Below are 23031 nucleotides of genomic sequence, written 5' to 3' on the forward strand. Positions count from 1 at the left end.
CGGCTCGGCGATCGCCGCCGGGGTGATGCTCAAGTACGTGCTGGCGATGTAGGCCGGCATCCTTCCCGGAGGTGTGGCTGTCGCCCCGCCTCCGGGCTGATTTGATACCCACACCTGGCATGACGGGGCCGGGCACATGTCTGAAATTTTCTGTTCTGTGCTCCACCTGTCGGCGCCGGGGGCGCAAAACGGGGAGAATAACAATTTAATGTCTATCTACCCAATGTACACCCGAAAAATCACCCTCTGGTTTGCCAGGCGATCGTTTCAGAATCGCATCTTCCTGCTGATCTTATTCACCTCGACGATCGTCATGCTGGCGATGTCATGGTATCTGACAGACATTACCGAGGAGCGTCTGCATTATCAGGTCGGACAACGGGCGCTGATTCAGGCGATGCAGATTTCGGCGATGCCGGAGCTGGTGGAGGCGGTACAGAAACGCGATCTCGCCAGAATCAAAGCCCTTATCGACCCCATGCGTTCGTTCTCCGACGCCACCTACATCACCGTCGGTGATGCCAGCGGCCAGCGCCTCTATCACGTCAATCCTGATGAAATCGGCAAATCGATGGAAGGCGGCGATAGCGATGAGGCGTTGATAAACGCCAAAAGCTACGTGTCAGTGCGCAAAGGCTCGCTGGGATCCTCGTTGCGCGGTAAATCGCCGATTCAGGACGAGACCGGCAAGGTGATCGGCATTGTGTCGGTAGGCTATACCATCGAGCAACTGGAGAACTGGCTCAGCCTGCAGATAAGCTCGCTGCTGATCCCGATGGCCATCATGTTACTGCTCCTGCTCTATTGCGCCCGCCGCTTCTCACTGCATATCAAAAAGCAGATGCTCAATATGGAACCCCAACAGCTGTCACAGCTGTTGATCCAGCAAAGCGTGTTGTTTGAATCGGTATTCGAAGGGCTGATCGCCATCGACTCCGGTTATAAAATCACTGCAATTAATCAGACTGCCCGCCGCCTGCTCAATTTGAGCCAACCGGAAACCACGCTTATCGGCAAAGGGATCAACAGCGTTATCTCGCAGGAGACCTTTTTCTACGATGCGCCACAGGCCAATAAAAAAGACGAAATCGTCACCTTCAATCAGATCAAAGTGATCGCCAGCCGGATGGCGGTGATCTTAAACAATGAGCCACAGGGTTGGGTGATCAGCTTTCGCAGCAAAGACGATATCAACACCCTTAGCCTGCAGCTCAGCCAGGTGCAACAGTACGCCGATAACCTGCGCGCCGTGCAGCATGAGCATCGCAATCTGATCTCCACTATCGCTGGCCTGCTGTTTCTTAAACGCTACGATCATGCGCTGGACCTGATCCAACAGCAGTCGGAAAGTCACCAGAAGGTGATCGATTTTATCGCGCGGAATTTCCAGGATAACCATCTGGCCGGACTGTTGATCGGCAAGTATTACCGGGCCAAAGAGCTCGGTCTGGAGCTGGTTTTCGATCCGGCCTGCTTCGTTGACAGATTACCCACCGCCCTTTCTCACAATGAATGGATCTCGATCGTGGGGAATCTGCTTGATAACGCCTACAATGCCAGCCTGCGTCAGCCGCAGGGGTCAAGGCAGATAGAATGCCTGATCAACAGCGACGGTCACGAAGTGATCATTGAGATCGCCGACCAGGGATGCGGCATTGACGAGGCGCTGCGCGACAGGATCTTCGAGCGCGGCGTTACCAGCAGCACCAGCAAAGATCATGGTATCGGACTCTGGCTGGTACGCAGCTATGTGGAACAGGCCGGCGGCAACATTGTCGTCGAAAATAATATTCCCTTTGGCACCATCTTTACGCTTTATATCCCCCTGACCCGAGATGAACATCATGGATAGCATCACTACTCTTATCGTTGAAGACGAACCTATGCTGGCGGAGATCCTGGTGGATAACATTAAACAGTTTCCCCAGTTCGACGTCATTGGCATTGCGGATAAGCTTGAGAGCGCCAGGAAACAGCTCAGGCTGTATCAACCGCAGCTGATCCTGCTGGATAATTTTTTACCCGACGGCAAAGGTATCGATCTGATCCGCCATGCTGTCAGTACGCATTACAAGGGACGGATTATCTTTATTACCGCAGATAATCACATGGATACCATCAGCGAAGCGCTGCGTCTTGGGGTGTTCGATTACCTGATTAAGCCGGTGCACTATCAGCGCCTGCAGCACACGCTGGAGCGCTTTGCCCGCTATCGTAGCTCGCTGCGCTCCAGCGAACAGGCCAGCCAGATCCATGTCGACGCGCTGTTTAATATTCAGGCTCGGGAGCAAACGGAACCCACCAGCGCACCGCTGCGCGGGATCGATGAAAGCACCTTTCAGCGCGTACTCCAGCTGTTTGCCGACCCGTCGGTGGTACATACCGCCGACTCGCTGGCCCGTATCCTCGGCAGCAGCAAAACCACCGCCCGCCGTTATCTGGAGCAAGGCGTGAAGAACGACTTTCTGGAAGCGGAAATCAGCTACGGCAAGGTTGGCCGACCTGAGCGCATCTACCACGGCAAGCAGACCCATCCTGAGCAGAGATAAAACGCTTACGCCAGGGTATAGCTGACCACCAGTTGCCCCTTCTTCATTTTAAGCTGGCTGACGACGACGTCGCCCAGCTCCGCCAGACGGGCGACGTGGGTGCCACCGCAGGGATAAGCGGGCATTTCGCCAAATCCCACCTGGCGTAGGCCATCAGCGAACGTCACCTGACGCGGTAAGTCCTGCGCCTGCCAGGCCTTCACCGGCGTCAACAGCGCGCTGGCGTCCGGCAGCGCGGCATTGTTCCTGCTGGTGAAGGTTATCCGCCCTTCGCCGGGCCAGTGGTGCGCTTTCACCGGTTGCCAGCCAAGCTGTTCGCCCGCCAGGCCAAGCAGGTGGCCGGCAGAATGCAGACGGGCATGCAGCTGTCTCGCGGAGGCATCAATTTTCATCTCCACGTCACCGAGGGGAAGCGGTTGCGACAGGATATGCAGCACGCTGTCGCCGCGCACAATAACCGTCTCAACCACCTGCCCGGCGATCCAGCCGCGGTCTGCCGGTTGACCGCCTCCTTGCGGGTGAAACAACGTCCGATCCAGTTCGATGGCGTAACGGCCATCCGCTTCTGCAGTGCAGGCGATGATCTGGGCGCGCCCGTCGGTAGCATCGCTGGTGTAATAAACTCGTTCAGTCATGGTGATTCTCCTCTCTGTCCGACCAGTATATTGATAATATCGACAGCGATAATCCCACCACCCGCCAATGCACTTTTGCTCCAGGAGCACAAATGAATCTGAACCTCCTGCCGGACCTCGCCCTCTTCGTCCAGATAGTCGACCAGGGCAGCTTTTCCGCCGTCGCCCGCCAGAGCGGCCTGACGCCCTCCGCCGTGAGCCGCAGCGTGTCGCGACTGGAGCGGGAGATGGGCAGCAAGCTGCTGCATCGAACCACCCGCAAACTGCGACTGAGCAATGCCGGGGAAACGGTGTATCAGCATGCCCAGCAGATGCTGGAAGCGGCGCGGCAGGCGATAGATTCCGCCAGCAGTCGCCAAACGGTCGCTCAGGGAAAGCTGACGCTCAGCGTACCGAAAGCCGTCGGCCGCTTTGTGATCCACCCGCTGATGATGGCGTTTTTCCACCGCTACCCGCAGGTTGACGTCTGCCTGCGGCTGGAAGATCGCCCTCTGGATTTTATCGATGACGGTATTGATTTGGCGCTGCGCATCACCGATACCCCTTCCCCTGGTCTGCATGGCAAACCGCTGATGCCAATCAGGCACGTTATCTGCGCCACTGAGGCGTATTTACAACGGCACGGTATGCCGCACACGCCGCAGGATCTGCGCGCGCATAGCTGCATCAGCCTTGGCGAAACGCCCGCCGATGCGCGCTGGAAGTTCCGCCGGGAAGGGAAAAGCGAAACCGTGCAAACCTACGGGCGGTACGCCGCCAACCATACCGCCGTACGCCTCGACGCGGTTAAGCAGCATCTGGGCATTGGCAGTCTGCCGCTGTTCACCGCCCGTGAGGCGCTGGCAAAGGGCGATATCGTGCAGGTGCTGCCCGAGTGGGAATTCATCAGCAGCTACTCCGGCGACCTGTGGCTGCTGTGGGCGGGAGATAAACATATGCCCGCCAGGATGCGGGCGATGATTGATTATCTCAGCGAGACGGTGCCGGCGCTGAACGCAGGCAGCACAGAGCCAGCGAAATAATTGCAAACCACGGAATGATAACCCCCAACACAAACCAGATCCCGGAGCGGCCGATATCATGCATCCGCCGACAACCGATCGCCAGCAGGGGGATCGCCATCAACAGCAGCCAGAGCGCGGCAAAGGGAATGACAACAAAGCTGAGGATGCCGTAGTGAGGGTCAACAAGGGTGGCCAGACACCAGGCCGCCAGCGGCGTAGTGGCGATCAATACATTGATGAGAAAAAACGTCCAGAACTGCTGCCGGCTGGCGCGGCCGCTAAAATTAAAGGTCTCTTTCCAGCCGCTCAAATACGCCTGTCCACAGGTCATTGCTTCTTTCCTTGAAAATCGAGTGATTTATCACGGCGCCAGGGCAATCACCTCCGCTGCCCAGCGCTGAAACCCTTCCACGTCGATATCGAGCGCCACCTGGGCGTTCGCCGGCTGACCCAGTCGTCCTTCGATATCCACCACCGTGGTGCCCGCGGTCCAGGTCCCCTGCGTCTCCACCGCCACAAAGCACGGCTGGAGAGTGAACAGTTCCGGGCGCGCCAGCCACGCAATAGCGCAGAGATCGTGCATTCGCAAACCACTGCTCATGCTGCCGCTGCGATAGTGACTAAACAGGGCATGAAGCATTTTACCGGTCTGGTTCAGCGTCGGTAGCGTCGCCAGGTAATCTGCCGCCAGCAGCGCCCGGTTGGTGACGTCCAGCCCGCACATCACAATCTCCAGCCCGCTGTGGAATACTTTCGCAGCGGCTTCCGGGTCGATAGCGATATTGAATTCCGCATTCGGCGTGAAATTGCCCCGCCCCGCGGAACCGCCCATGATCACCAGTCGGCGAATATTGAACACACATTCCGGATACTGGGTCAGCAGCAGCGCAATATTAGTCAGCGGACCAATCGCCACCAGGGTGATCGGCTCGGCAGCGTGCATCAGCGCATCGCGGATCGCCTGGAAGGCCGGCTTCGCCAGCGGTTGACGTTGATGCTCAACAAAGTCATACCCCTCCATGCCGGATTCGCCATGCACCGAGGCGGCGTCGCGTAACGGACGTACCAGCGGCATCGACGCTCCCTGCGCCAGCGGCACATCGGCATTCCAGAAGTGCAGCAGCTGCAGCGCGTTACGAGTCGTCTTCTCCACCGAGACATTGCCCGCCACGGTGGTCATCAGTTGCAGGTCCAGCTCGGGCGCGAACAGCGCCGCGGCAATGGCGGCAGCATCGTCGATGCCCGGGTCAGTATCAAGAATGATCGGTAAGCGCATGGTTTCTCCCTAAAAAAAATGCCAGACGTTAAGTCTGGCATCTTCTCATACTGCTGGAGGAAAGAACTTACTCTACTTCACGGACATCCACACGCAGCTCTTTCGGCACTTCAAAGACGATATTCTCTTCCCGGCCTTCCAGTGGCACGGCTTCGCCGCCGCCCAGCTCCTGCAGGCGGGTAATGACGTTCTGCACCAGAATATCCGGCGCCGATGCGCCCGCTGTCACGCCGACGCAGGCCGCATCCTTGACCCACGCTTCCTGAATATCAGAGGCGTCGTCAATCAGGTAAGCCGCTTTGCCCATTCGCTGCGCCAGCTCGGCGAGGCGGTTAGAGTTTGAGGAGTTTTTCGACCCGACCACCAGCACCACGTCAGCCTGCTCCGCCAGCGCGCGCACGGCTTCCTGGCGATTGGTGGTGGCATAGCAAATGTCATCTTTGCGCGGACCGACGATTTTCGGAAAACGCGCGCGCAGGGCGTCAATAACGTCAGACGTATCGTCGACGGAGAGCGTGGTCTGGGTCATAAACGACAGCCGGGCGTCATTTTTGACTTCCAGCGTCAACACGTCTTCCGGCGACTCGACCAGGTACATGCCCCCTTCCGGGTTATTATACTGCCCCATAGTGCCTTCGACTTCCGGGTGGCCGGCGTGGCCAATCAGAATCGACTCTTCGCCGCGGCGGCTGGCGCGGGCGACTTCCATATGGACTTTCGTCACCAGCGGACAGGTGGCATCGAACACCGTCAGGTCGCGGCTCTTCGCTTCGTTGCGTACCGCCTGCGAAACGCCATGGGCGGAGAAAATCAGGATCGCGCCGTCCGGCACTTCGCTGATCTGTTCGATAAAAATGGCGCCGCGCTTGCGCAGGCTATCCACGACATAGCGGTTGTGCACCACTTCATGGCGAACATAAATCGGTGCGCCATACAGCGTCAGCGCGTTTTCTACAATGCTGATAGCGCGGTCAACGCCAGCGCAAAAACCGCGCGGGTTAGCCAACAGGATCTGCATGTTACTCCTCCAGCGCCGGATCGATCTCCAGCACTTCAATATCAAAATGAACGGTGCGCCCGGCCAGCGGATGGTTGAAGTCGACGGTGATGGAATCGCCGTTGACTTCGCGGATCACGCCAGGCATTTCGCTGCCATCCATTGCGGTAAAGAGCATAATCGCGCCGATTTCCGGCTCGCCAGCGTCGATAAACTCACGGCGAGAGAAATACTGAATCAGGTCCGGGCTCGTTACGCCGAAGGCGGCGTCAGGCTCCAGCGAAAAGGCTTTTTTCTCCCCCTCTTTCAGACCGAGAAGCTGTTGCTCCAGCCCTTCAGACAGAGAGGTGTCGCCGAGGCGAAACAGCGCCGGTTTGCCGTTGCTGCGCGTGGACTCGGCGGTGGAGCCGTCGTCCAGTTTCAGTGTGAAGTGCACCAGTACCGCGCTGTTGCTCTGTACGGATTTAGACATGCAAATTGCTCGCTTGTTTTAGGTCACCGGTTGCCCGGTGGCGCTATGCTAACCGGGCCGACGGGCGGCCACAAATTCTGTAGGCCGGGTAAGCGTAGCGCCACCCGGCATTGACATTTACGCCTGCTCTTTCGCGGCCGGTTTCGGCAAGAAACCTTCCAGCACAATCAGCGCTGCGCCGATGCAGATCGCACTATCGGCGAGGTTGAAGGTGGCGAAATGCCAGTCGCCGACGTAGAAGTCGATCATATCGACCACGAAGCCGTGCCACAGGCGATCGAACAAGTTACCCAACGCACCACCGATAATCAGGGCGTAGGCAATATTGTTCAGCTTTTGCGTCGCCTTCGAACGGTACATCAGTACCGTCAGTACCACACAAATGCCGAGCGCGATCCCGGAAAAGAACCAGCGCTGCCAGCCGCCGCTGTCGGCGAGGAAACTAAACGCCGCGCCATAGTTGCGGGCATAATGCAGATTAAGCGACGGGAACAGCGGAACCGTCTCCCCCAGAGCGAAGTTCTGGAGGATCAGGAATTTGCTACCCAGATCGATAATCAGCACGGCTACGACGACCCACAGCCAGCGTAGCCCCGTTGAACAGATCGATTTACTCATCAGGCGAATTTACGTTGCTCGCCGTCACCGGCGACGTTACTGACACAGCGACCGCAGATTTCTGCGTGTTCCGCTACCTTGCCGACGTCGCTGGTGTAATGCCAGCAGCGTGGGCACTTCTCGCCCTCGGCTTTGCTCAGGACCACTTTCAGCCCTTTCAGCAGATCGCTCTGCCAGGCATCAGCCGGCGCCTGGGCATAATCGGCAACGTTGGCGCCGGAGGTCAACAGGACAAATCGTAATTCATCGCCCAGCGCGTTGAGCTTGGCCGCCAGGTCGGCATCGGCATACAGCGTGACCGCCGCTTCCAGAGAGCCGCCGACTTTCTTATCCGCACGCGCCTGCTCGATCACCTTGTTGACTTCGCCGCGCACCTTCAGCAGCTCATCCCAGAAACCGTCGTTCATCGCTTCGTCGTCGGCCAGGCCGAACAGACCTTCATACCACTCGCCGGTGAAGACATATTTCTCACGATCGCCCGGCAGATAGCCCCAGATTTCGTCCGCGGTGAAGGACATGATCGGCGCCATCCAGCGCACCAGCGCTTCCACGATGTGGAACAGCGCAGTCTGGCAGCTGCGACGCGCCACGCTGTCCGCTTTCGCGGTGTACTGGCGGTCTTTGATGATGTCGAGGTAGAACGAGCCCATCTCGATGGAGCAGAAGCGCATCAGGCGCTGTACCACTTCATGGAAGTCGTAGGATTCGTAGGCTTTCAGGATATCTTCCTGTGCCGCCTGCGCACAGCCGACCGCCCAGCGGTCCAGCACCACCATCTCTTCCGGTTTAACCATGTCTTTCGCTGGATCGAAACCGTTCAGGTTCGCCAGCAGGAAGCGCGCGGTGTTACGGATACGACGATAGCTGTCCGCGGCGCGTTTGAGGATCTCATCGGAGACCGCCATTTCGCCGGTGTAGTCGGTGGAGGCCACCCACAGACGCAGGATATCGGCGCCCAGCTTGTTCATCACGTCCTGCGGGCTAACGGTGTTACCGATAGACTTGGACATTTTGCGGCCCTGGCCGTCGACGGTGAAGCCGTGGGTCAGTACCTGGCGATATGGCGCTTTGCCTTTCATCGCCGTGGAGATCATCAGTGAAGACATGAACCAGCCGCGATGCTGGTCAGAGCCTTCCAGATACATGTCCGCGGCGTGACCGGCGAATTCCGGACGCACATCAACCACGGAAGAGTGGGTCGACCCGGAGTCAAACCAGACGTCGAGGGTATCCGGCACTTTCTCGTAGCTGTCGGCGTCAGCGCCAAGGATGTCGCGGGAATCGAGATCCCACCACGCCTGGATGCCGTCAACTTCAACGCGTTTCGCCACTTCTTCCATCAGTTCGAGGGTACGCGGGTGCAGTTCGTGGGTTTCTTTGTGCACGAACAGCGACATCGGCACGCCCCAGGTACGCTGACGGGAGATACACCAGTCAGGACGGTTAGCGACCATCGATTCGATACGCGCCTGGCCCCAGTCCGGGATCCACTGCACGCCTTTGATCTCTTTCAGCGACTGCGCGCGCAGACCTTTCTGATCCATGCTCACGAACCACTGCGGGGTGGCGCGGAAGATGATCGGTGATTTGTGGCGCCAGCAGCACGGATAGCTGTGCTGCATTTTTTCCACGTGCAGCAGCGCGCCGCTGTCACGCAGCATCTCAACGATGATGTCGTTGGCTTTGAAGACATTGATGCCATCCAGAGACGGATAGGTACCAGGCAGGTAAGCACCGTCCGGGCCAACCGGGTTGGCGATTTCCAGACCGTATTTCTGGCTGATGGTGTAGTCGTCCGGACCGTGGCCGCCGGCGGTATGCACCGCACCGGTACCCGCGTCCAGCGTCACGTGGTCGCCAAGGATCGCCGGCACTTCGAAATCGAGGAACGGATGCTTAAAGCGCATCAGTTCAAGCTCAGCGCCTTGTACCGCCGCCAGGATGCGGTAATCCGTCGCGCCGATGCGCTTCATCACGCTCTCAACCAGATCTTTCGCCAGGATCAGCGCCTGACCGTCAACCTGCACCAGCGCATAGTCGAATTCCGGCGACAGAGAGATGGCGCGGTTAGCCGGCAGGGTCCACGGCGTGGTGGTCCAGATAACCAGCGACACCGGGCCGTTGACGTCGGCCACGCCGAATTTCGCCAGTACCGCGGCTTTATCTACCGCGTGGAACGCCACGTCGATAGACGGAGACGTTTTGTCGTAATACTCCACTTCCGCTTCCGCCAGCGCGGAACGGCAGTCAACGCACCAGTGCACCGGCTTAGCGCCTTTATGCAGGTGACCGTTGCCGATGATTTTACCCAGCGCACGGATGATGTTGGCTTCGGTTTTGAAGTCCATGGTCAGGTACGGACGCGACCAGTCGCCCAGCACGCCCAGGCGGATAAAGTCTTTACGCTGACCGTCGATCTGCTCAGCGGCATATTCACGGCACTTGGCGCGGAATTCAGCGGCGGTGAATTTCTCACCCGGCTTACCGTATTGCTGCTCGACTTTCAGTTCGATCGGCAGACCGTGACAGTCCCAGCCCGGAACGTACGGCGAGTCATAGCCCGTCAGTCCTTTGGACTTAACGATAATGTCTTTCAGAATCTTGTTAACCGAGTGACCAATATGAATGCTGCCATTCGCATAAGGAGGGCCATCATGCAGAATGAAGGTTTTTTTGCCTTTTTTGGCTGCACGAATGATGCCGTACAGGTCATCATCGGTCCAACGCGCCAGCATTCCCGGTTCGCGTTTGGCGAGGTCGCCACGCATAGGGAACCCTGTTTCCGGCAAATTCAGGGTCGATTTATAGTCACTCATCAGATTCTCGGTTCCGTATTTCGGTTTGATAAACACCAGTGGCTCAGGCCAGCCTGGTGAGCCCAAATAATTCGCGGGCCGTTAACTCATCACGTGCGATTTGCGCCTTCAGCTCGTCCAGCGACGCAAACCGCTGCTCATTACGTATTTTTTTACGCAGTACTACATTGATATGGCGACCGTAGAGGTCCATTACAACGTCCAACAAATGTACTTCAAGCTGCTGACGCACCCCCGATACCGTTGGACGGGTGCCAATATTGGCGACGCCCGCTATCGGTTTGTCGCCCAGCCCTGTTACTTCTACCGCATAGACCCCTTTAACCGGGGAAACCTGACGACGCAGCGGTAAGTTCGCCGTCGGAAAACCTATGGTACGGCCCAGTTCATCACCATGAACGACGCGTCCGGAGATGCTAAACGGATGGCCCAGCAGCGTCTCCGCCAGCAGGAGATCGTCATCGGCCAGCGCCTGGCGCACCGCCGTACTGCTGATACGCACCCCACCCTCGCAGAAGGTCTGGGTGCTGGTCACGTCGAAGCCGTATTCCGCTCCGGCCTTTTGCAATAACAAGAAATCCCCCTGGCGACCAGCGCCAAAGCGGAAATCATCACCGACGGCAAGGAACTGCACACCCAGGCGGCGCACCAGCAGTTCACTGATAAAATCCTGCGCGGTCAGCGCGGCGAAACGGCGGTCAAACCGCACGCACAGCACATAGTCGACCCCGCTTTCTGCCAGATAGCTCAGCTTCTCACGCAGTCGGGTTAACCGCGCCGGGGCTTTATCGGCGGCAAATAGCTCCAGCGGCTGGGGTTCGAAAATCATCACCACCACCGGTAAACCGCGCTGGCGGCCCTCTTCGCGCAACCGCTGCAACAGTGCCTGATGCCCGCGATGCACGCCGTCAAAATTGCCAATGGTCAGCACGCACCCGTGCGGCGCCTGACTGAGATTATGTATGCCGCGTATCAGCTTCATGTCTGGCTCAAAACAGTGAAAATCGTCCGAGTATACCTTGTACAACTGTCAACGTTAACCAACGATTGCGCCTCGGCAAAGAAAGTTCTCAGGAATTCATTCACTCAGCGAGAGAAAGCCGGAAAACTGCCCCTGCCCCGCGATTTTTATGGTGGAAAAGCTGTATTCGCCTGCAACAAGCTGGTAGAATCTTGCGCCATCACTACGTAATGAAGCGCTGTGGTGTTAAACGGCGCTTATTTGCACAAATCCATTGACAAAAGAAGGCTAAACGGGCATATTCCTCGGCCTTTGAATTGTCCATATAGAACACATTTGGGAGTTGGACCTTGGCTAATATCAAATCAGCTAAGAAGCGCGCCGTTCAGTCTGAAAAGGCTCGCAAGCACAACGCAAGCCGTCGCTCTATGATGCGTACTTTCATCAAGAAAGTATACGCAGCGATCGAAGCTGGCGACAAAGCTACTGCACTGAAAGCATTTAACGAAATGCAACCAATCGTGGACCGTCAGGCTGCTAAAGGTCTGATCCACAAAAACAAAGCTGCGCGTCATAAAGCAAACCTGACTGCACAGATCAACAAACTGGCTTAATCGCCTGCTTGCTGAACTTTGTTAAAGAAACCCGCGAAAGCGGGTTTTTTTATGCCTGTCATCTTCCCCGGTAGCGCGCACTGGCGCGACCCGAGCTACGCCAGCCCACGCCTGCAGGCTATCGGGGTTCGGTAAACAGTGACGAATAATCGCGATTACAAATGCGCTGTACCGCCGGATGCTGAATCATCCGTTCGGCAAAGATGGCGTGATACTCCTCCATCACGCTATCCATGCGGCCAATCTCGATAATCGATTCATCGTGGTAGAAATCATGCGCGTAGAGCGTCGGCGCGACAAATATCGCATTATGTGCGGCACCGAAGGCTTTCATGAGCGCCGCATCGTCAAACTCACCGAGGATCTCCACCTTCAGGCCCTGTACGTTAATCCAGTTCAGCAGTTTACGTCCCAGCATCGAACGCCGACCGGGGATCAGCAGCCGTCGCTCCTCCAGACAGGCCGGAAACGGCTTCGTCGGCGCCGGGTTCATGCACCAGAAGCTGACGCTGCACTCGCCAATCTTCACCGAAAATAGCCCTTCCTGCTGCGTCGAGTCGATCGGACAGTCAGAGATAATCATATCGAGCTTATGCTGGCTCAGTTGCTCCAGCAGCAGTTCATGGGTGGATTCAAAACAGCGCAGATGGATCTGCTCACTCTCGACGACAGCGGCATCCAGCACGCCGCTGACCAGCCGCTTGGATAAGGCATCAGCGACGCCAACATCAAACAGCAGATTCGACTCTTTGCGGTAGTTGACGATGTCGAGCATCTCCTGGCTCAGGGTAAACATGCGGTCGGCATAGCGGAAGACCAGTTCGCCCAGTTCGCTCGGCTCCAGTCCCCTTCCTTTTCGCTTAAACAACTTACCCTGCAGGCGCTCTTCCAGGGCTTTGATCTGCCCGGTAATCGTCTGCGGCGTCAGAAACAACGCCTCCGCCGCGCCAACGACGGATCCTTCTTTATACACGTGCCAGAAGTAGTACAGATGGTTGTAGTTGATATGTGACATGCTTCTCTCCCTGATAATGTCCAGGAGAGCCACGCAGGCTCTCCTGCAGAAAGGTTATACCGCGAGGCGAGTATCCGTCACGCGCTGACGCAGTATGAGGTATCCGACGACCGCTGATAGCACTGAGCCGATCAGGATGCCAAGCTTGGCCCAGTTGATCAACGCGGGGTCGACGCTGCCAAAGGCCAGGGTGGCAATGAAAATCGACATCGTAAAGCCAATCCCACACAGAATACCCACCGCCATGATCTGCTTGCAGGTGGTCCCCTCCGGCAGCGATGCCCACTTCAGCTTCAGCGCCAGCCAGCAGAACAGGCTGATCCCCAGCGGCTTGCCGATAAACAGCCCAGCCATGATGCCCAGCGGCAGAAGTGACGTCAGTCCGGCAAGGGTGACCCCCTGCAGCGAAACCCCAGCGTTAGCGAAGGCGAACAGCGGCAGGATCATAAACGCGACCCACGGGTGCAGAACATGCTCAAGCGCTTTGGCTGGTGACTTGCCATGCTTTTCCTCGAGCGGGATCATAAAGCCGACGATCACCCCGGCAAGGGTCGCATGAACGCCAGACTTCAGCACCGCCGTCCACAGCACCGCGCCAACCAGAATATAGATCCCGGTACGCCGCACGCCACTGAGGTTCAGGGCCACCAGCACCGCGATCGCCGCCGCCGCCACGCCCAGCGAGAGCATGGACAGGTCGTGGGTATAAAACAGCGCGATAATCACGATAGCCCCGAGGTCATCAATAATCGCCAGCGCCATCAGGAAAATCTTCAGCGCCGTCGGTACCCGGCTCCCTAACAGCGCCAGCACACCGAGGGCAAAGGCAATATCCGTCGCCGCCGGGATCGCCCACCCCTCTCTGGCGACAGGATCCTGAGCGTTAAAAGCCAGATAGACCAGCGCTGGCACAACCATCCCGCCGAGGGCGGCAATCACCGGAAACACCGCCTGACGGCGGCTTGCCAGCGAGCCCTGAATCAGCTCACGTTTGACCTCCAGGCCAATCAGTAAAAAGAACACCGCCATCAGGGCATCATTGATCCATAACAGCATGTTCTTATTGATCTCCAGCGTCCCTACACGCAGCTGGACTGGCGTATCAAGGAAGGAGTGATACAGACCGCTGGTCACGCTGGTATTGGCCATCACCATCGCCAGCACGGCGGCAATGATTAAGACAATGCCGCCGGAAGCATCGCTACTAAAGAATCGTTGCAGATGTTTCACTTTTACTTTCATCCTGTTGGTGAATAACTCGATAAAAGCATAATACACACACTGATAATTCGAAAAAATCAGATTTAAATTGCTTTAACATTCGTTTTTTACGAATAAAAGAGGAGGCATAAGGCAAAAAAAACCCGGGCAGCAAGGCCCGGGCCGGATATCAGTAAAAGCGCAATTAGCGGGTCAGGTCGTCGAAGAATTTCTTCACACCGTCAAAGAAGCTTTTCGAACGCGGGCTGTTGTTTTCCCCGGTCGGACCGCCGAAGCTCTCCTGCAGCTCTTTCAGCAGCTGCTTCTGCTTCTCGTTCAGCCCTACCGGCGTCTCCACCACCACGCGGCACAGCAGATCGCCCTGGGCGCCGCCGCGAACGGATTTTACGCCTTTGCCACGCATGCGGAACAGCTTGCCGGTCTGGGTTTCACCCGGCACTTTCAGGCTAACGCGGCCATCGAGCGTCGGCACTTCAATCTCACCACCCAGCGCCGCCATCGTGAAGTTGATCGGGACTTCGCAGTACAGGTTATTGCCTTCACGCTCAAAGATAGCGTGCTGCTTCACCTGGACCTGAACGTACAGATCCCCTGCCGGGGCGCCATGCTCACCGGCTTCGCCTTCGCCCGCCAGACGGATCCGATCGCCGGTATCCACACCTGCCGGAATTTTAACCGACAGGGTTTTCGTTTTCTCTACGCGCCCGTGGCCATGGCATTTGTTGCATGGATCTTTAATCAGCGTACCGCGTCCCTGACAGTGCGGGCAGGTCTGCTGTACCGCAAAGAAGCCCTGACGCATCTGCACCTGGCCTGCGCCATGACAGGTCGGACAGGTCTGCGGCTTGCTGCCGGCCTTGGCGCCGCTGCCGTGACAGACGTCGCACTCTTCCAGCGTTGGAATACGGATCTCTTTGGTGACGCCACGCACCGCTTCTTCCAGCGTCAGCTCCATGTTGTAACGGAGATCGGCGCCGCGCGCCGCGCGCTGACGGCCACGTCCGCCGCCAAAGATATCGCCGAAGACATCACCAAAGATATCGCTGAAATCCGCACCGCCGCCAAAACCGCCGCCGCCGCCCATGCCGCCCTGCTCAAAGGCCGCATGGCCATACTGATCGTAGGCCGCACGCTTCTGGGCATCAGTCAGGATTTCATACGCTTCTTTGATTTCTTTAAACTTTGCTTCGGCCTCTTTATCACCCTGATTGCGGTCCGGGTGATACTTCATGGCCAGGCGCTTGTAAGCCTTTTTGATTTCACGCTCTTCCGCTGTTTTGGAGACGCCTAAAATCTCGTAGTAATCTTGCTTTGCCATCGGTGTTTTTCAGCCCCTTAACATGCGTGCACGGGCGGAGAGGAAACCTCTTCGCCCGTGCCAGTGTTTTACCCGTTCAAAGGGCGATTATTTTTTATCTTTCACTTCTTCGAACTCAGCGTCGACAACATCGTCGTCTTTCGCGTTGCTCGCCTGAGCGTCAGCGGAACCCGCCTGCTGCTGAGCGTGCTGCTGCTGAGCAATTTCCATCAGCTTCTGAGAAGCCTGCGCCAGCGCCTGCATTTTCGCTTCGATGTCCGCTTTGTCTTCGCCTTTCAGGGAAGTTTCCAGCGCAGTCAGCGCAGACTCGATAGCCGTTTTGTCATCAGCCGGCAGTTTGTCGCCTGCTTCTTCAACCTGCTTGCGAGTGCTGTGCAGCAGATGGTCGCCCTGGTTACGGGTCTGTACCAGCTCTTCGAACTTACGGTCAGATTCGGCGTTAGCTTCTGCTTCGCGAACCATTTTCTGAATTTCTTCTTCATTCAGACCGGAAGACGCCTTGATGGTGATCTTCTGCTCTTTACCGCTGTTTTTGTCTTTCGCGGAAACGTGCAGGATACCGTCAGCATCGATGTCGAAGGTGACTTCGATCTGCGGCATACCGCGCGGCGCCGGGTTAATACCATCCAGGTTGAACTGACCCAGTGATTTGTTATCAGACGCGCGTTTACGCTCACCCTGCAGCACATGGATGGTTACCGCAGACTGGTTGTCTTCTGCGGTAGAGAACACCTGGCTGTGCTTGGTCGGGATAGTGGTGTTTTTGTTGATAAGCGCTGTCATCACGCCGCCCATGGTTTCGATACCCAGCGACAGCGGGGTAACGTCCAGCAGCAGAACGTCTTTAACTTCACCCGTCAGTACACCACCCTGAACCGCTGCGCCGATCGCCACAGCTTCATCCGGGTTAACGTCTTTACGCGGCTCTTTACCGAAGAACTCAGCCACTTTCTTCTGCACCATCGGCATACGAGTCTGACCACCAACGAGGATAACGTCGTTGATATCGGAAACGGACAGACCGGCATCCTGCAGGGCCACTTTCAGCGGTTCGATGGAACGGTTAACCAGATCTTCTACCAGGCTTTCCAGTTTCGCGCGAGTCACTTTGATGTTCATGTGTTTCGGACCGGTCGCATCTGCAGTGATATACGGCAGGTTAACGTCGGTCTGCTGAGCAGAAGACAGTTCGATCTTCGCTTTCTCAGCGGCTTCTTTCAGGCGCTGCATGGCCAGCGGGTCGTTACGCAGGTCAATGCCCTGATCTTTCTTGAACTCATCAACGAGGTAGTTGATCAGACGCGTATCGAAGTCTTCACCGCCCAGGTGGGTATCACCATTGGTCGCCAGTACTTCGAAGGTTTTTTCGCCGTCAACTTCGTCGATTTCGATAATAGAGATATCGAAAGTACCACCGCCGAGGTCGTATACCGCGATAGTGCGGTTACCGACTTCTTTATCCAGACCGTAAGCCAGCGCAGCCGCGGTCGGTTCGTTGATGATACGTTTGACTTCCAGACCGGCGATACGGCCGGCATCTTTGGTTGCCTGACGCTGCGCATCGTTGAAGTAAGCCGGTACGGTGATAACCGCTTCAGTTACCGGTTCACCCAGGTAATCTTCAGCCGTTTTCTTCATTTTTTTCAGCACTTCAGCAGAGATCTGCGGCGGTGCAGTTTTGGTGCCTTTCACATCCAGCCATGCGTCGCCATTGTCTGCGGCAACAATTTTGTATGGCATGATAGAAACGTCACGCTGAACTTCTTCGTCCTGGAAGCGGCGGCCAATCAGGCGTTTAATCGCAAACAGGGTGTTTTGCGGGTTTGTCACTGCCTGACGTTTAGCCGGCTGACCAACCAGAGTTTCACCATCCTGGGTATAGGCAATGATAGAAGGCGTGGTGCGATCGCCTTCGGCGTTCTCCAGCACGCGTGCAGTAGTGCCATCCATAATCGCTACACAAGAGTTGGTAGTACCCAGGTCGATACCAATAATTTTACCCATCTAAACGTCTCCACTAAAAATTCGATCAACATGTGGTTGTGAACCTGTAATAAGGGCGAAACGTGCGGTTTCAACTGCCCAGACATCATTTTTTTTCAGGTTCTTCACTGCGGTTGACTACAAGATGGGGTCGCCCACCCCGGCATCAAGGGGCAAGCCTAAAAATTTTTTGCACCGGGCCCCGACTTGAGTCGTGAAAAGCGTCCCGATCGACATTGTCAGGCGCCAAAAGAGGCAGCGAAATGCATATATAAATGATGAATGTAAAAACAAAATATATTCATAATATCATTGACATAACCCGCAATACTTGCGCGCTAATGGCCCCACGCCCCTGGTGATAATATCCCTCGCCGTCGCACTTTACTTATTCAGGGGACATATTGATGAAACCACTATTCCGGATTTCCGCGGGGCTTATCCTCGGCTTATCGTTTATCACCTCGGCGGCCGCCAACGACCATAAAATCCTCGGTGTGGTAGCCATGCCGCGCAATGAAACCAACGACCTGACGCTGAAACTCCCGGTCTGTCGGGTCGTCAAACGCATTCAGCTCAGCGCCGAACGCGGCGATGTACAGCTCTCCGGGGCGACGGTCTACTTTAAGGCCAGCCGCGGCGCCAGCCACAGTCTGAGCGTGCCAGCCGGGATCAACGAGGGCAGCACCTCCGGCTGGATCAACATCAATAGCGATAACGACAGCAAACGCTGTGTGAAGAAAATCGCCTTCTCCGGCCACACGGTCCACTCCTCAGATATGGCCTCATTAAAAATTATCGGCGACGACTAACCTCGTTATCCTGAGGAGGGATGATTTATGCATATTAACTATCTGGCAGATGACGATCTGGCCTTTCTTCCTGAGTGCAGCGAGGCGCATCTGGAAGCTTTTACCCGTATTCTGACCCACGGCGATAACGGCAAACCCCGCCTCTCCAGCACGCTGCTGCGCAACGAGACCTTTTTAGCAATGGAGGGCCACCCTGAACGCTATCGCCGCAACTGGCAGCTGATTGCCGGAGAGCTACAGCATTTTGGCGGCGACAGCATCGCCAACACCCTACGCCGCCACGGCAAATTTTATCGCGCGATCCTGCTGGATGTGTGTAAACGGCTGAAGGCGAAGGTCGACAAACAGATGACGACGCCGCAGATCGAACAGCAGTTACTGGAACATTTCCTGCAGCACAGCTGGAATAAGCTGGATGCGGAGCAAAAGGCACAATTTCTTGCCGCGGTGGATTGCCGGAGCCATGAGCTGGAAAATCTGTTGCCCCATCTGCTGAGGCACCGCAAGCTAAGCGAAGGGGTCGCCCTGTTGCTGGACGAGCGCTTAACCGCCATTCTGCGCACCCATGCCGCCGTAAGCGTTATTGGTCATGGTCTGGTGCGCGGCGCCGGGCTGGGCGGGCCGCTCGGCGCCGCGCTGAACAGCGTCAAAGCGGTGAGCGGCAGCGCTTACCGGGTCACCATCCCTGCGGTCCTGCATATTGCCTGTTTACGGCAAATGATCCAGCCGCCGCCGGGCGCAACAGAAATTGGTGAAAAATACCCCGCCAGATCATAGACAGCCCTTCAGCGCCTCATTATTATGCCGCGCCCCGCCGCCAAGTCGCGGGGTAATGCTTCCCTTTTAATGATAATTTTGAGGAATTATGGGCAACACTAAGTTGGCTAATCCGGCACCGCTGGGCCTTATGGGCTTCGGCATGACCACTATTCTGCTTAACCTGGCGAATAGCGGCCTGTTCGCATTCGATGTAGCTATCCTGGCGATGGGCATTTTTTACGGCGGCATTGCGCAAATTTTTGCCGGCCTGCTTGAATACAAGAAAGGCAACACCTTTGGCTTAACCGCTTTTACCTCCTACGGCAGCTTCTGGCTGACGCTGGTGGCTATCCTCCTGATGCCGAAAATGGGTCTGGCGGAAGCGCCTAACGCGCACTTCCTCGGCATGTACCTCGGCCTGTGGGGCGTCTTTACCCTGTTTATGTTCTTTGGCACCCTGAAAGCAGCCCGCATGCTGCAGTTTGTCTTCCTGAGCCTGACCGTGTTGTTCGCGCTGCTGGCGATTGGTCATCTGGTGGATAACGAAGGCATTGTGAAAGTCGCTGGCTGGGTCGGCCTGGTTTGTGGCGCCAGCGCTATTTACCTGGCGATGGGTGAAGTGCTGAACGAGCAGTTCGGCCGCACCGTGCTGCCGATCGGCGAACCACGTTAATCGTCCGCCGCCGTCCTGTCACAGGGCGGCGGCAGGTCATCATCGGTAGACCAGACTCAACGCTGCAGTTCCCCTTCCGGCAATCCCGCCGACGCCGTCAGCCCCTGACGCAGCCAGATACCTAATCCTAACCCCATCAGCGAGAGGGCCAGCACATACCAGGCTGGCGCCATCGGCGACACGCCCATCAGCATGGTGACCGCAATCGGCGTCAGGCCGCCAAAGATCGCGTACGACAGGTTGTAGGAAAATGAGATGCCGGTGAAGCGCACTTCAGCCGGGAAGGCCCGCACCATGACATAAGGCACCGCCCCTACCACCCCGACGCAGAGCCCCACCGTGCCGTAGAGCAGAAACAGCCGCTGCGGGCTGGCGCCGGAAAGGTGGTAAAATGCCCAGCTGGCAACCGCCAGCAGCAGGCTGCCGACGATGAAAGTCCGGCTGGCGCCAAAGCGGTCCGCCGCCAGCCCGGCGAGCAGACAGCCGATGCACAACATAATCGTGGCGATGCTATTAGCCTGCAGGGTAATCGCCGGCGCAAAGCCATAGTGTTTCTGCAACCAGACCGGCGACATCAGGATCACCACCACCACGCCCGCCGACAGCAGCCAGGTCAGCAGCATAGAGACCACCACCGCCTTCTGGTGCTTGAGCGCCACCGCTTTTACCGGCAGCTCCTGCGCCAGCGCTTTACGCTGCTGCATCTCAAGAAAAATCGGCGTCTCCTGCAGCCAGCGACGCAGATACATCGCAATCAGACCAAATACACCGCCCAGCAGAAAGGGGATCCGCCAGCCGCCGTCGTGGATCCCCTGCGGCGTCAGGCTGGTGTTGATAAGCGTCGCCACCACCGACCCCAACAGAATGCCAACCGTCAGGCCGGCCGTCAGCGTACCGCAGGCGATACCAATGCGTTTTTCCGGGACATGCTCAGCGACAAACACCCAGGCGCCAGGAACCTCGCCGCCGATTGCCGCCCCCTGCAGAATACGCATCAGCAGCAACAGCAACGGCGCAGCAATGCCCACCGAGCTATAGGTCGGCAGCAGGCCAATCGCCAGGGTCGGCAACGCCATCAGCAGGATGCTGAGGGTGAACATTTTCTTGCGTCCCACCAGATCGCCAAAGTGGGCCATGATGATCCCTCCCAGCGGGCGCGCCAGATAACCAGCGGCGAAAATGCCAAAGGTCTGCACCTGGCGCAGCCATTCCGGAATATCAGCGGGGAAGAAGAGTTCGCCGACGACGGCGGCGAAGAAAACGAAGATGATAAAGTCATAAAACTCCAGCGCGCCGCCAAGGGCGGCCAGCGTCAGCGTTTTATAATCCTGGCGGTTGAGCGGTCGGTTTGCATATGACATAACGCGATTTCATCCTGAGGTGTGCAGCGTGTTTTATAGCGTGTAAAGTAAACAGCACTATATCGTAAATAAAACGGCACACCATCAGCGATGCAGGTTATGTCACAAATGCATCAAATTCAGGATAAAGTTTCGCGCCTGGCGCTCTTTGGACGAAATGCTTCTACCACACGGCCATCAGTTTCGACATAAGGGCCCTCGAGCAACTGTACACAATAAGGTACACTTGCAAAAATACCGTGCACCAGAACCTTGCCGTCAGCATCTTTTACCCCTTCGAGGGTTTCCTGAATCGCTTTCGGTTGTCCGGGAAGGTTAAGGATCAGCGCCTGCTTGCGGATCACCCCGACCTGCCGGGAAAGGATAGCCGTCGGCACAAAGTGTAGGCTAACCTGGCGCATTTGCTCGCCGAAGCCCGGCATCTCGCGATCGGCAATCGCCAGCGTTGCGTCAGGCGTCACATCGCGACGCGCAGGGCCGGTTCCGCCGGTGGTCAGCACCAGATGGCACCCCATCTCGTCAACCAGTTCGCACAGCGTTTGCTCAATGATCACCTGCTCATCCGGAATCAGGCGGGTTTGCAGTTCGAAAGGGGTGGTGAGGGCACGCGCCAGCCACTCTTCCAGTGCCGGGATGCCTTTATCCTGATAGACGCCGCTGGAGGCGCGATCGGAGATGGAAACTAAGCCGATTCGTAAGGTATTCATGGTTATTCCGTTCAAACTGTGGCGTTAAACGAAATGATACACTGCCGGAGACGGGACAGACAGTGTAATGTGGCCGACGGGCGTCGGCCACCTGCGGGATTACAGCAGTTCGCCGATCATTTTTTCCAGTTTTTCCTGGTCGATCGCAAACTTACGGATACCTTCCGCCAGTTTGTCTACCGCCATCGGATCCTGGTTATGCTGCCACAGGAATTCAGATTCGGTAATACGTTCCGGACGCGCTTTCACTTCACCGGTATAAACCAGTTTACGCTCAATCGCGCCTTCGCTTTCAGACAGCTCTTTCAGCAGCGCCGGAGCGATGGTCAGGCGGTCACAGCCGGCCAGTTCCAGGATTTCGCCAACGTTACGGAAGCTGGCGCCCATCACTACGGTTTCATAGCCGTGCTGCTTGTAGTATTCGTAGATTTCGCTAACGGAAACCACGCCCGGATCTTCTGCCGGCGCGTACTCTTTCTTGTCGGTGTTCGCTTTGTACCAGTCGAGGATACGGCCCACAAACGGCGAAATCAGGAAGACGCCCGCTTCGGCGCAAGCGCGAGCCTGAGCGAAGGAGAACAGCAGCGTCAGGTTACAGTTGATGCCTTCTTTTTCCAGCTGTTCAGCAGCGCGAATGCCCTGCCAGGTGGAAGCCAGCTTGATAAGAATACGATCGTTGCTGATGCCCGCGTCGTTATACAGCTTGATGATGCGCTTGGCTTTCGCGATAGACGCTTCAGTGTCATAGGAGAGGCGTGCATCCACTTCGGTAGAAATGCGGCCCGGGATCAGCTTCAGGATTTCGAGACCGATGTTCACCGCCAGCTTGTCGGAAGCATCGAGGATCTGCTGCGCGCGATCGCTGCTCTGGCTACGTGCCCAGGCCACAGCGTCGTCAATCAGCTTACGGTACTCAGGGATCTGAGCCGCGCCGAGAATCAGGGAAGGGTTAGTGGTGGCATCCTGAGGCTGATACAGCTTCATTGCCGCAATATCTCCGGTGTCAGCGACGACAGTGGTGTACTGACGCAGAGAAGTTAATTTATCCGTCATGATATATTTCTCTTAAACAGCAGTTAAGGGGATGTAACCGGTCTGCCCAGATGATAACACGCTGCCGGGTCAGCGCAACCGCCGACGAGAGAAGAGCGCAGAGTGTGATAAACTGCGCCGCTTAATTTGCTGAAAGCGAAAGGATTGTCACTTAATTGGTAACGCTTACACAAGCGTACCGGCATGG

At 56.9% G+C, this 23031-nt stretch carries 22 protein-coding genes; 7 read left to right on the forward strand and 15 right to left on the reverse strand.

What is annotated here, in order from left to right; all coding sequences use genetic code 11:
* Positions 1–223: 223 nt before the first annotated feature.
* Together CWM61_RS22590 and CWM61_RS22595 are read left to right on the forward strand one after the other, a co-directional pair.
* On the forward strand, positions 224–1852 hold the full coding sequence (locus CWM61_RS22590; RefSeq protein WP_100631998.1) for a sensor histidine kinase: 1629 nt from the start codon (positions 224–226) through the stop codon (positions 1850–1852).
* A complete protein-coding gene (locus CWM61_RS22595) occupies positions 1845–2549 on the forward strand; it encodes a response regulator (RefSeq protein WP_074387100.1) in 705 nt (234 codons plus the stop codon). The genes CWM61_RS22590 and CWM61_RS22595 overlap by 8 nt, the downstream gene beginning before the upstream one ends.
* A 5-nt stretch (positions 2550–2554) precedes the next feature.
* Here the strand turns inward: CWM61_RS22595 and CWM61_RS22600 are convergent, their stop codons facing one another.
* Positions 2555–3184: a hypothetical protein gene (locus CWM61_RS22600; RefSeq protein ID WP_074387101.1), complete on the reverse strand. Its 630-nt coding sequence runs from the start codon at positions 3182–3184 to the stop codon at positions 2555–2557.
* A 92-nt stretch (positions 3185–3276) separates the two neighbouring features.
* Here CWM61_RS22600 and CWM61_RS22605 point away from each other — a divergent pair, with 92 nt between their 5' ends.
* Positions 3277–4206: a LysR family transcriptional regulator gene (locus CWM61_RS22605; RefSeq protein ID WP_074387102.1), complete on the forward strand. Its 930-nt coding sequence runs from the start codon at positions 3277–3279 to the stop codon at positions 4204–4206.
* Here the strand turns inward: CWM61_RS22605 and CWM61_RS22610 are convergent.
* From CWM61_RS22610 to ribF, 7 genes are all read right to left on the reverse strand, one after another.
* Positions 4154–4519 (reverse strand): DUF805 domain-containing protein, encoded by a 366-nt coding sequence (locus CWM61_RS22610; protein ID WP_100631971.1) that lies wholly within the window; start codon positions 4517–4519, stop codon positions 4154–4156. The two genes, CWM61_RS22605 and CWM61_RS22610, sit on opposite strands and share 53 nt — an antisense overlap.
* A 30-nt stretch (positions 4520–4549) precedes the next feature.
* The gene (rihC, locus tag CWM61_RS22615; protein ID WP_002887981.1) at positions 4550–5464 is read right to left on the reverse strand and encodes a ribonucleoside hydrolase RihC; all 915 of its coding nucleotides are present in this window, start codon (positions 5462–5464) and stop codon (positions 4550–4552) included.
* 67 nt (positions 5465–5531) lie between these two features.
* Positions 5532–6482: a 4-hydroxy-3-methylbut-2-enyl diphosphate reductase gene (gene ispH / locus CWM61_RS22620; protein WP_074387103.1), complete on the reverse strand. Its 951-nt coding sequence runs from the start codon at positions 6480–6482 to the stop codon at positions 5532–5534.
* Between the two features lies 1 nt (position 6483).
* Positions 6484–6933: an FKBP-type peptidyl-prolyl cis-trans isomerase gene (fkpB, locus tag CWM61_RS22625; RefSeq protein ID WP_061155819.1), complete on the reverse strand. Its 450-nt coding sequence runs from the start codon at positions 6931–6933 to the stop codon at positions 6484–6486.
* 117 nt (positions 6934–7050) lie between these two features.
* Complete coding sequence (gene lspA / locus CWM61_RS22630; RefSeq protein WP_061155820.1) at positions 7051–7551, reverse strand: signal peptidase II; 501 nt, start codon at positions 7549–7551, stop codon at positions 7051–7053.
* Positions 7551–10367: an isoleucine--tRNA ligase gene (gene ileS, locus CWM61_RS22635; RefSeq protein WP_100631999.1), complete on the reverse strand. Its 2817-nt coding sequence runs from the start codon at positions 10365–10367 to the stop codon at positions 7551–7553. Before ileS ends, lspA begins: the two co-directional genes overlap by 1 nt.
* 43 nt (positions 10368–10410) lie before the next feature.
* A complete protein-coding gene (ribF, locus tag CWM61_RS22640; RefSeq protein WP_061155821.1) occupies positions 10411–11349 on the reverse strand; it encodes a bifunctional riboflavin kinase/FAD synthetase in 939 nt (312 codons plus the stop codon).
* A gap of 329 nt (positions 11350–11678) precedes the next feature.
* On the opposite strand from ribF, the gene rpsT reads away from it, so the two are divergent.
* Positions 11679–11942 carry a 30S ribosomal protein S20 gene (gene rpsT / locus CWM61_RS22655; protein ID WP_003018940.1) on the forward strand — a complete coding sequence of 88 codons (264 nt, stop codon included), beginning with the start codon at positions 11679–11681 and terminating at the stop codon, positions 11940–11942.
* A 118-nt stretch (positions 11943–12060) separates the two neighbouring features.
* Here rpsT and nhaR read toward each other — a convergent pair whose 3' ends face one another.
* From nhaR to dnaK, 4 genes are all read right to left on the reverse strand, one after another.
* The gene (gene nhaR, locus CWM61_RS22660; protein WP_061155822.1) at positions 12061–12957 is read right to left on the reverse strand and encodes a transcriptional activator NhaR; all 897 of its coding nucleotides are present in this window, start codon (positions 12955–12957) and stop codon (positions 12061–12063) included.
* 54 nt (positions 12958–13011) lie between these two features.
* Entirely contained in the window at positions 13012–14187 is a 1176-nt protein-coding gene (gene nhaA, locus CWM61_RS22665) for a Na+/H+ antiporter NhaA (protein ID WP_100632000.1), read from the reverse strand.
* Between the two features lie 175 nt (positions 14188–14362).
* Positions 14363–15496: a molecular chaperone DnaJ gene (dnaJ, locus tag CWM61_RS22670; protein WP_008807497.1), complete on the reverse strand. Its 1134-nt coding sequence runs from the start codon at positions 15494–15496 to the stop codon at positions 14363–14365.
* An 87-nt stretch (positions 15497–15583) separates the two neighbouring features.
* A complete protein-coding gene (gene dnaK / locus CWM61_RS22675) occupies positions 15584–17500 on the reverse strand; it encodes a molecular chaperone DnaK (RefSeq protein WP_100631972.1) in 1917 nt (638 codons plus the stop codon).
* Positions 17501–17886: 386 nt separating this feature from the next.
* Between dnaK and CWM61_RS22680 the strand changes: the two genes are divergently transcribed.
* The 3 genes from CWM61_RS22680 to satP all read left to right on the forward strand — a co-directional run bounded on the left by CWM61_RS22680 (position 17887) and on the right by satP (position 19723).
* Positions 17887–18291: a DUF2541 family protein gene (locus CWM61_RS22680; RefSeq protein WP_100631973.1), complete on the forward strand. Its 405-nt coding sequence runs from the start codon at positions 17887–17889 to the stop codon at positions 18289–18291.
* A gap of 27 nt (positions 18292–18318) precedes the next feature.
* Entirely contained in the window at positions 18319–19068 is a 750-nt protein-coding gene (gene msyB, locus CWM61_RS22685; protein ID WP_100631974.1) for an acidic protein MsyB, read from the forward strand.
* A gap of 88 nt (positions 19069–19156) precedes the next feature.
* On the forward strand, positions 19157–19723 hold the full coding sequence (gene satP, locus CWM61_RS22690) for an acetate uptake transporter (protein WP_012542907.1): 567 nt from the start codon (positions 19157–19159) through the stop codon (positions 19721–19723).
* A gap of 56 nt (positions 19724–19779) precedes the next feature.
* On the opposite strand, the gene CWM61_RS22695 is transcribed toward satP, so the two are convergent.
* The 3 genes from CWM61_RS22695 to tal form a co-directional block, all read right to left on the reverse strand.
* Positions 19780–21084 (reverse strand): MFS transporter, encoded by a 1305-nt coding sequence (locus CWM61_RS22695; protein WP_061155826.1) that lies wholly within the window; start codon positions 21082–21084, stop codon positions 19780–19782.
* Between the two features lie 119 nt (positions 21085–21203).
* Positions 21204–21791 (reverse strand): molybdopterin adenylyltransferase, encoded by a 588-nt coding sequence (gene mog / locus CWM61_RS22700; protein WP_008807503.1) that lies wholly within the window; start codon positions 21789–21791, stop codon positions 21204–21206.
* A gap of 99 nt (positions 21792–21890) precedes the next feature.
* A complete protein-coding gene (gene tal / locus CWM61_RS22705) occupies positions 21891–22844 on the reverse strand; it encodes a transaldolase (protein ID WP_061155827.1) in 954 nt (317 codons plus the stop codon).
* Positions 22845–23031 lie beyond the last annotated feature (187 nt).

It is taken from the genome of Klebsiella sp. K-Nf6 (genome assembly GCF_002806655.1).
GTDB lineage: Bacteria > Pseudomonadota > Gammaproteobacteria > Enterobacterales > Enterobacteriaceae > Klebsiella > Klebsiella variicola.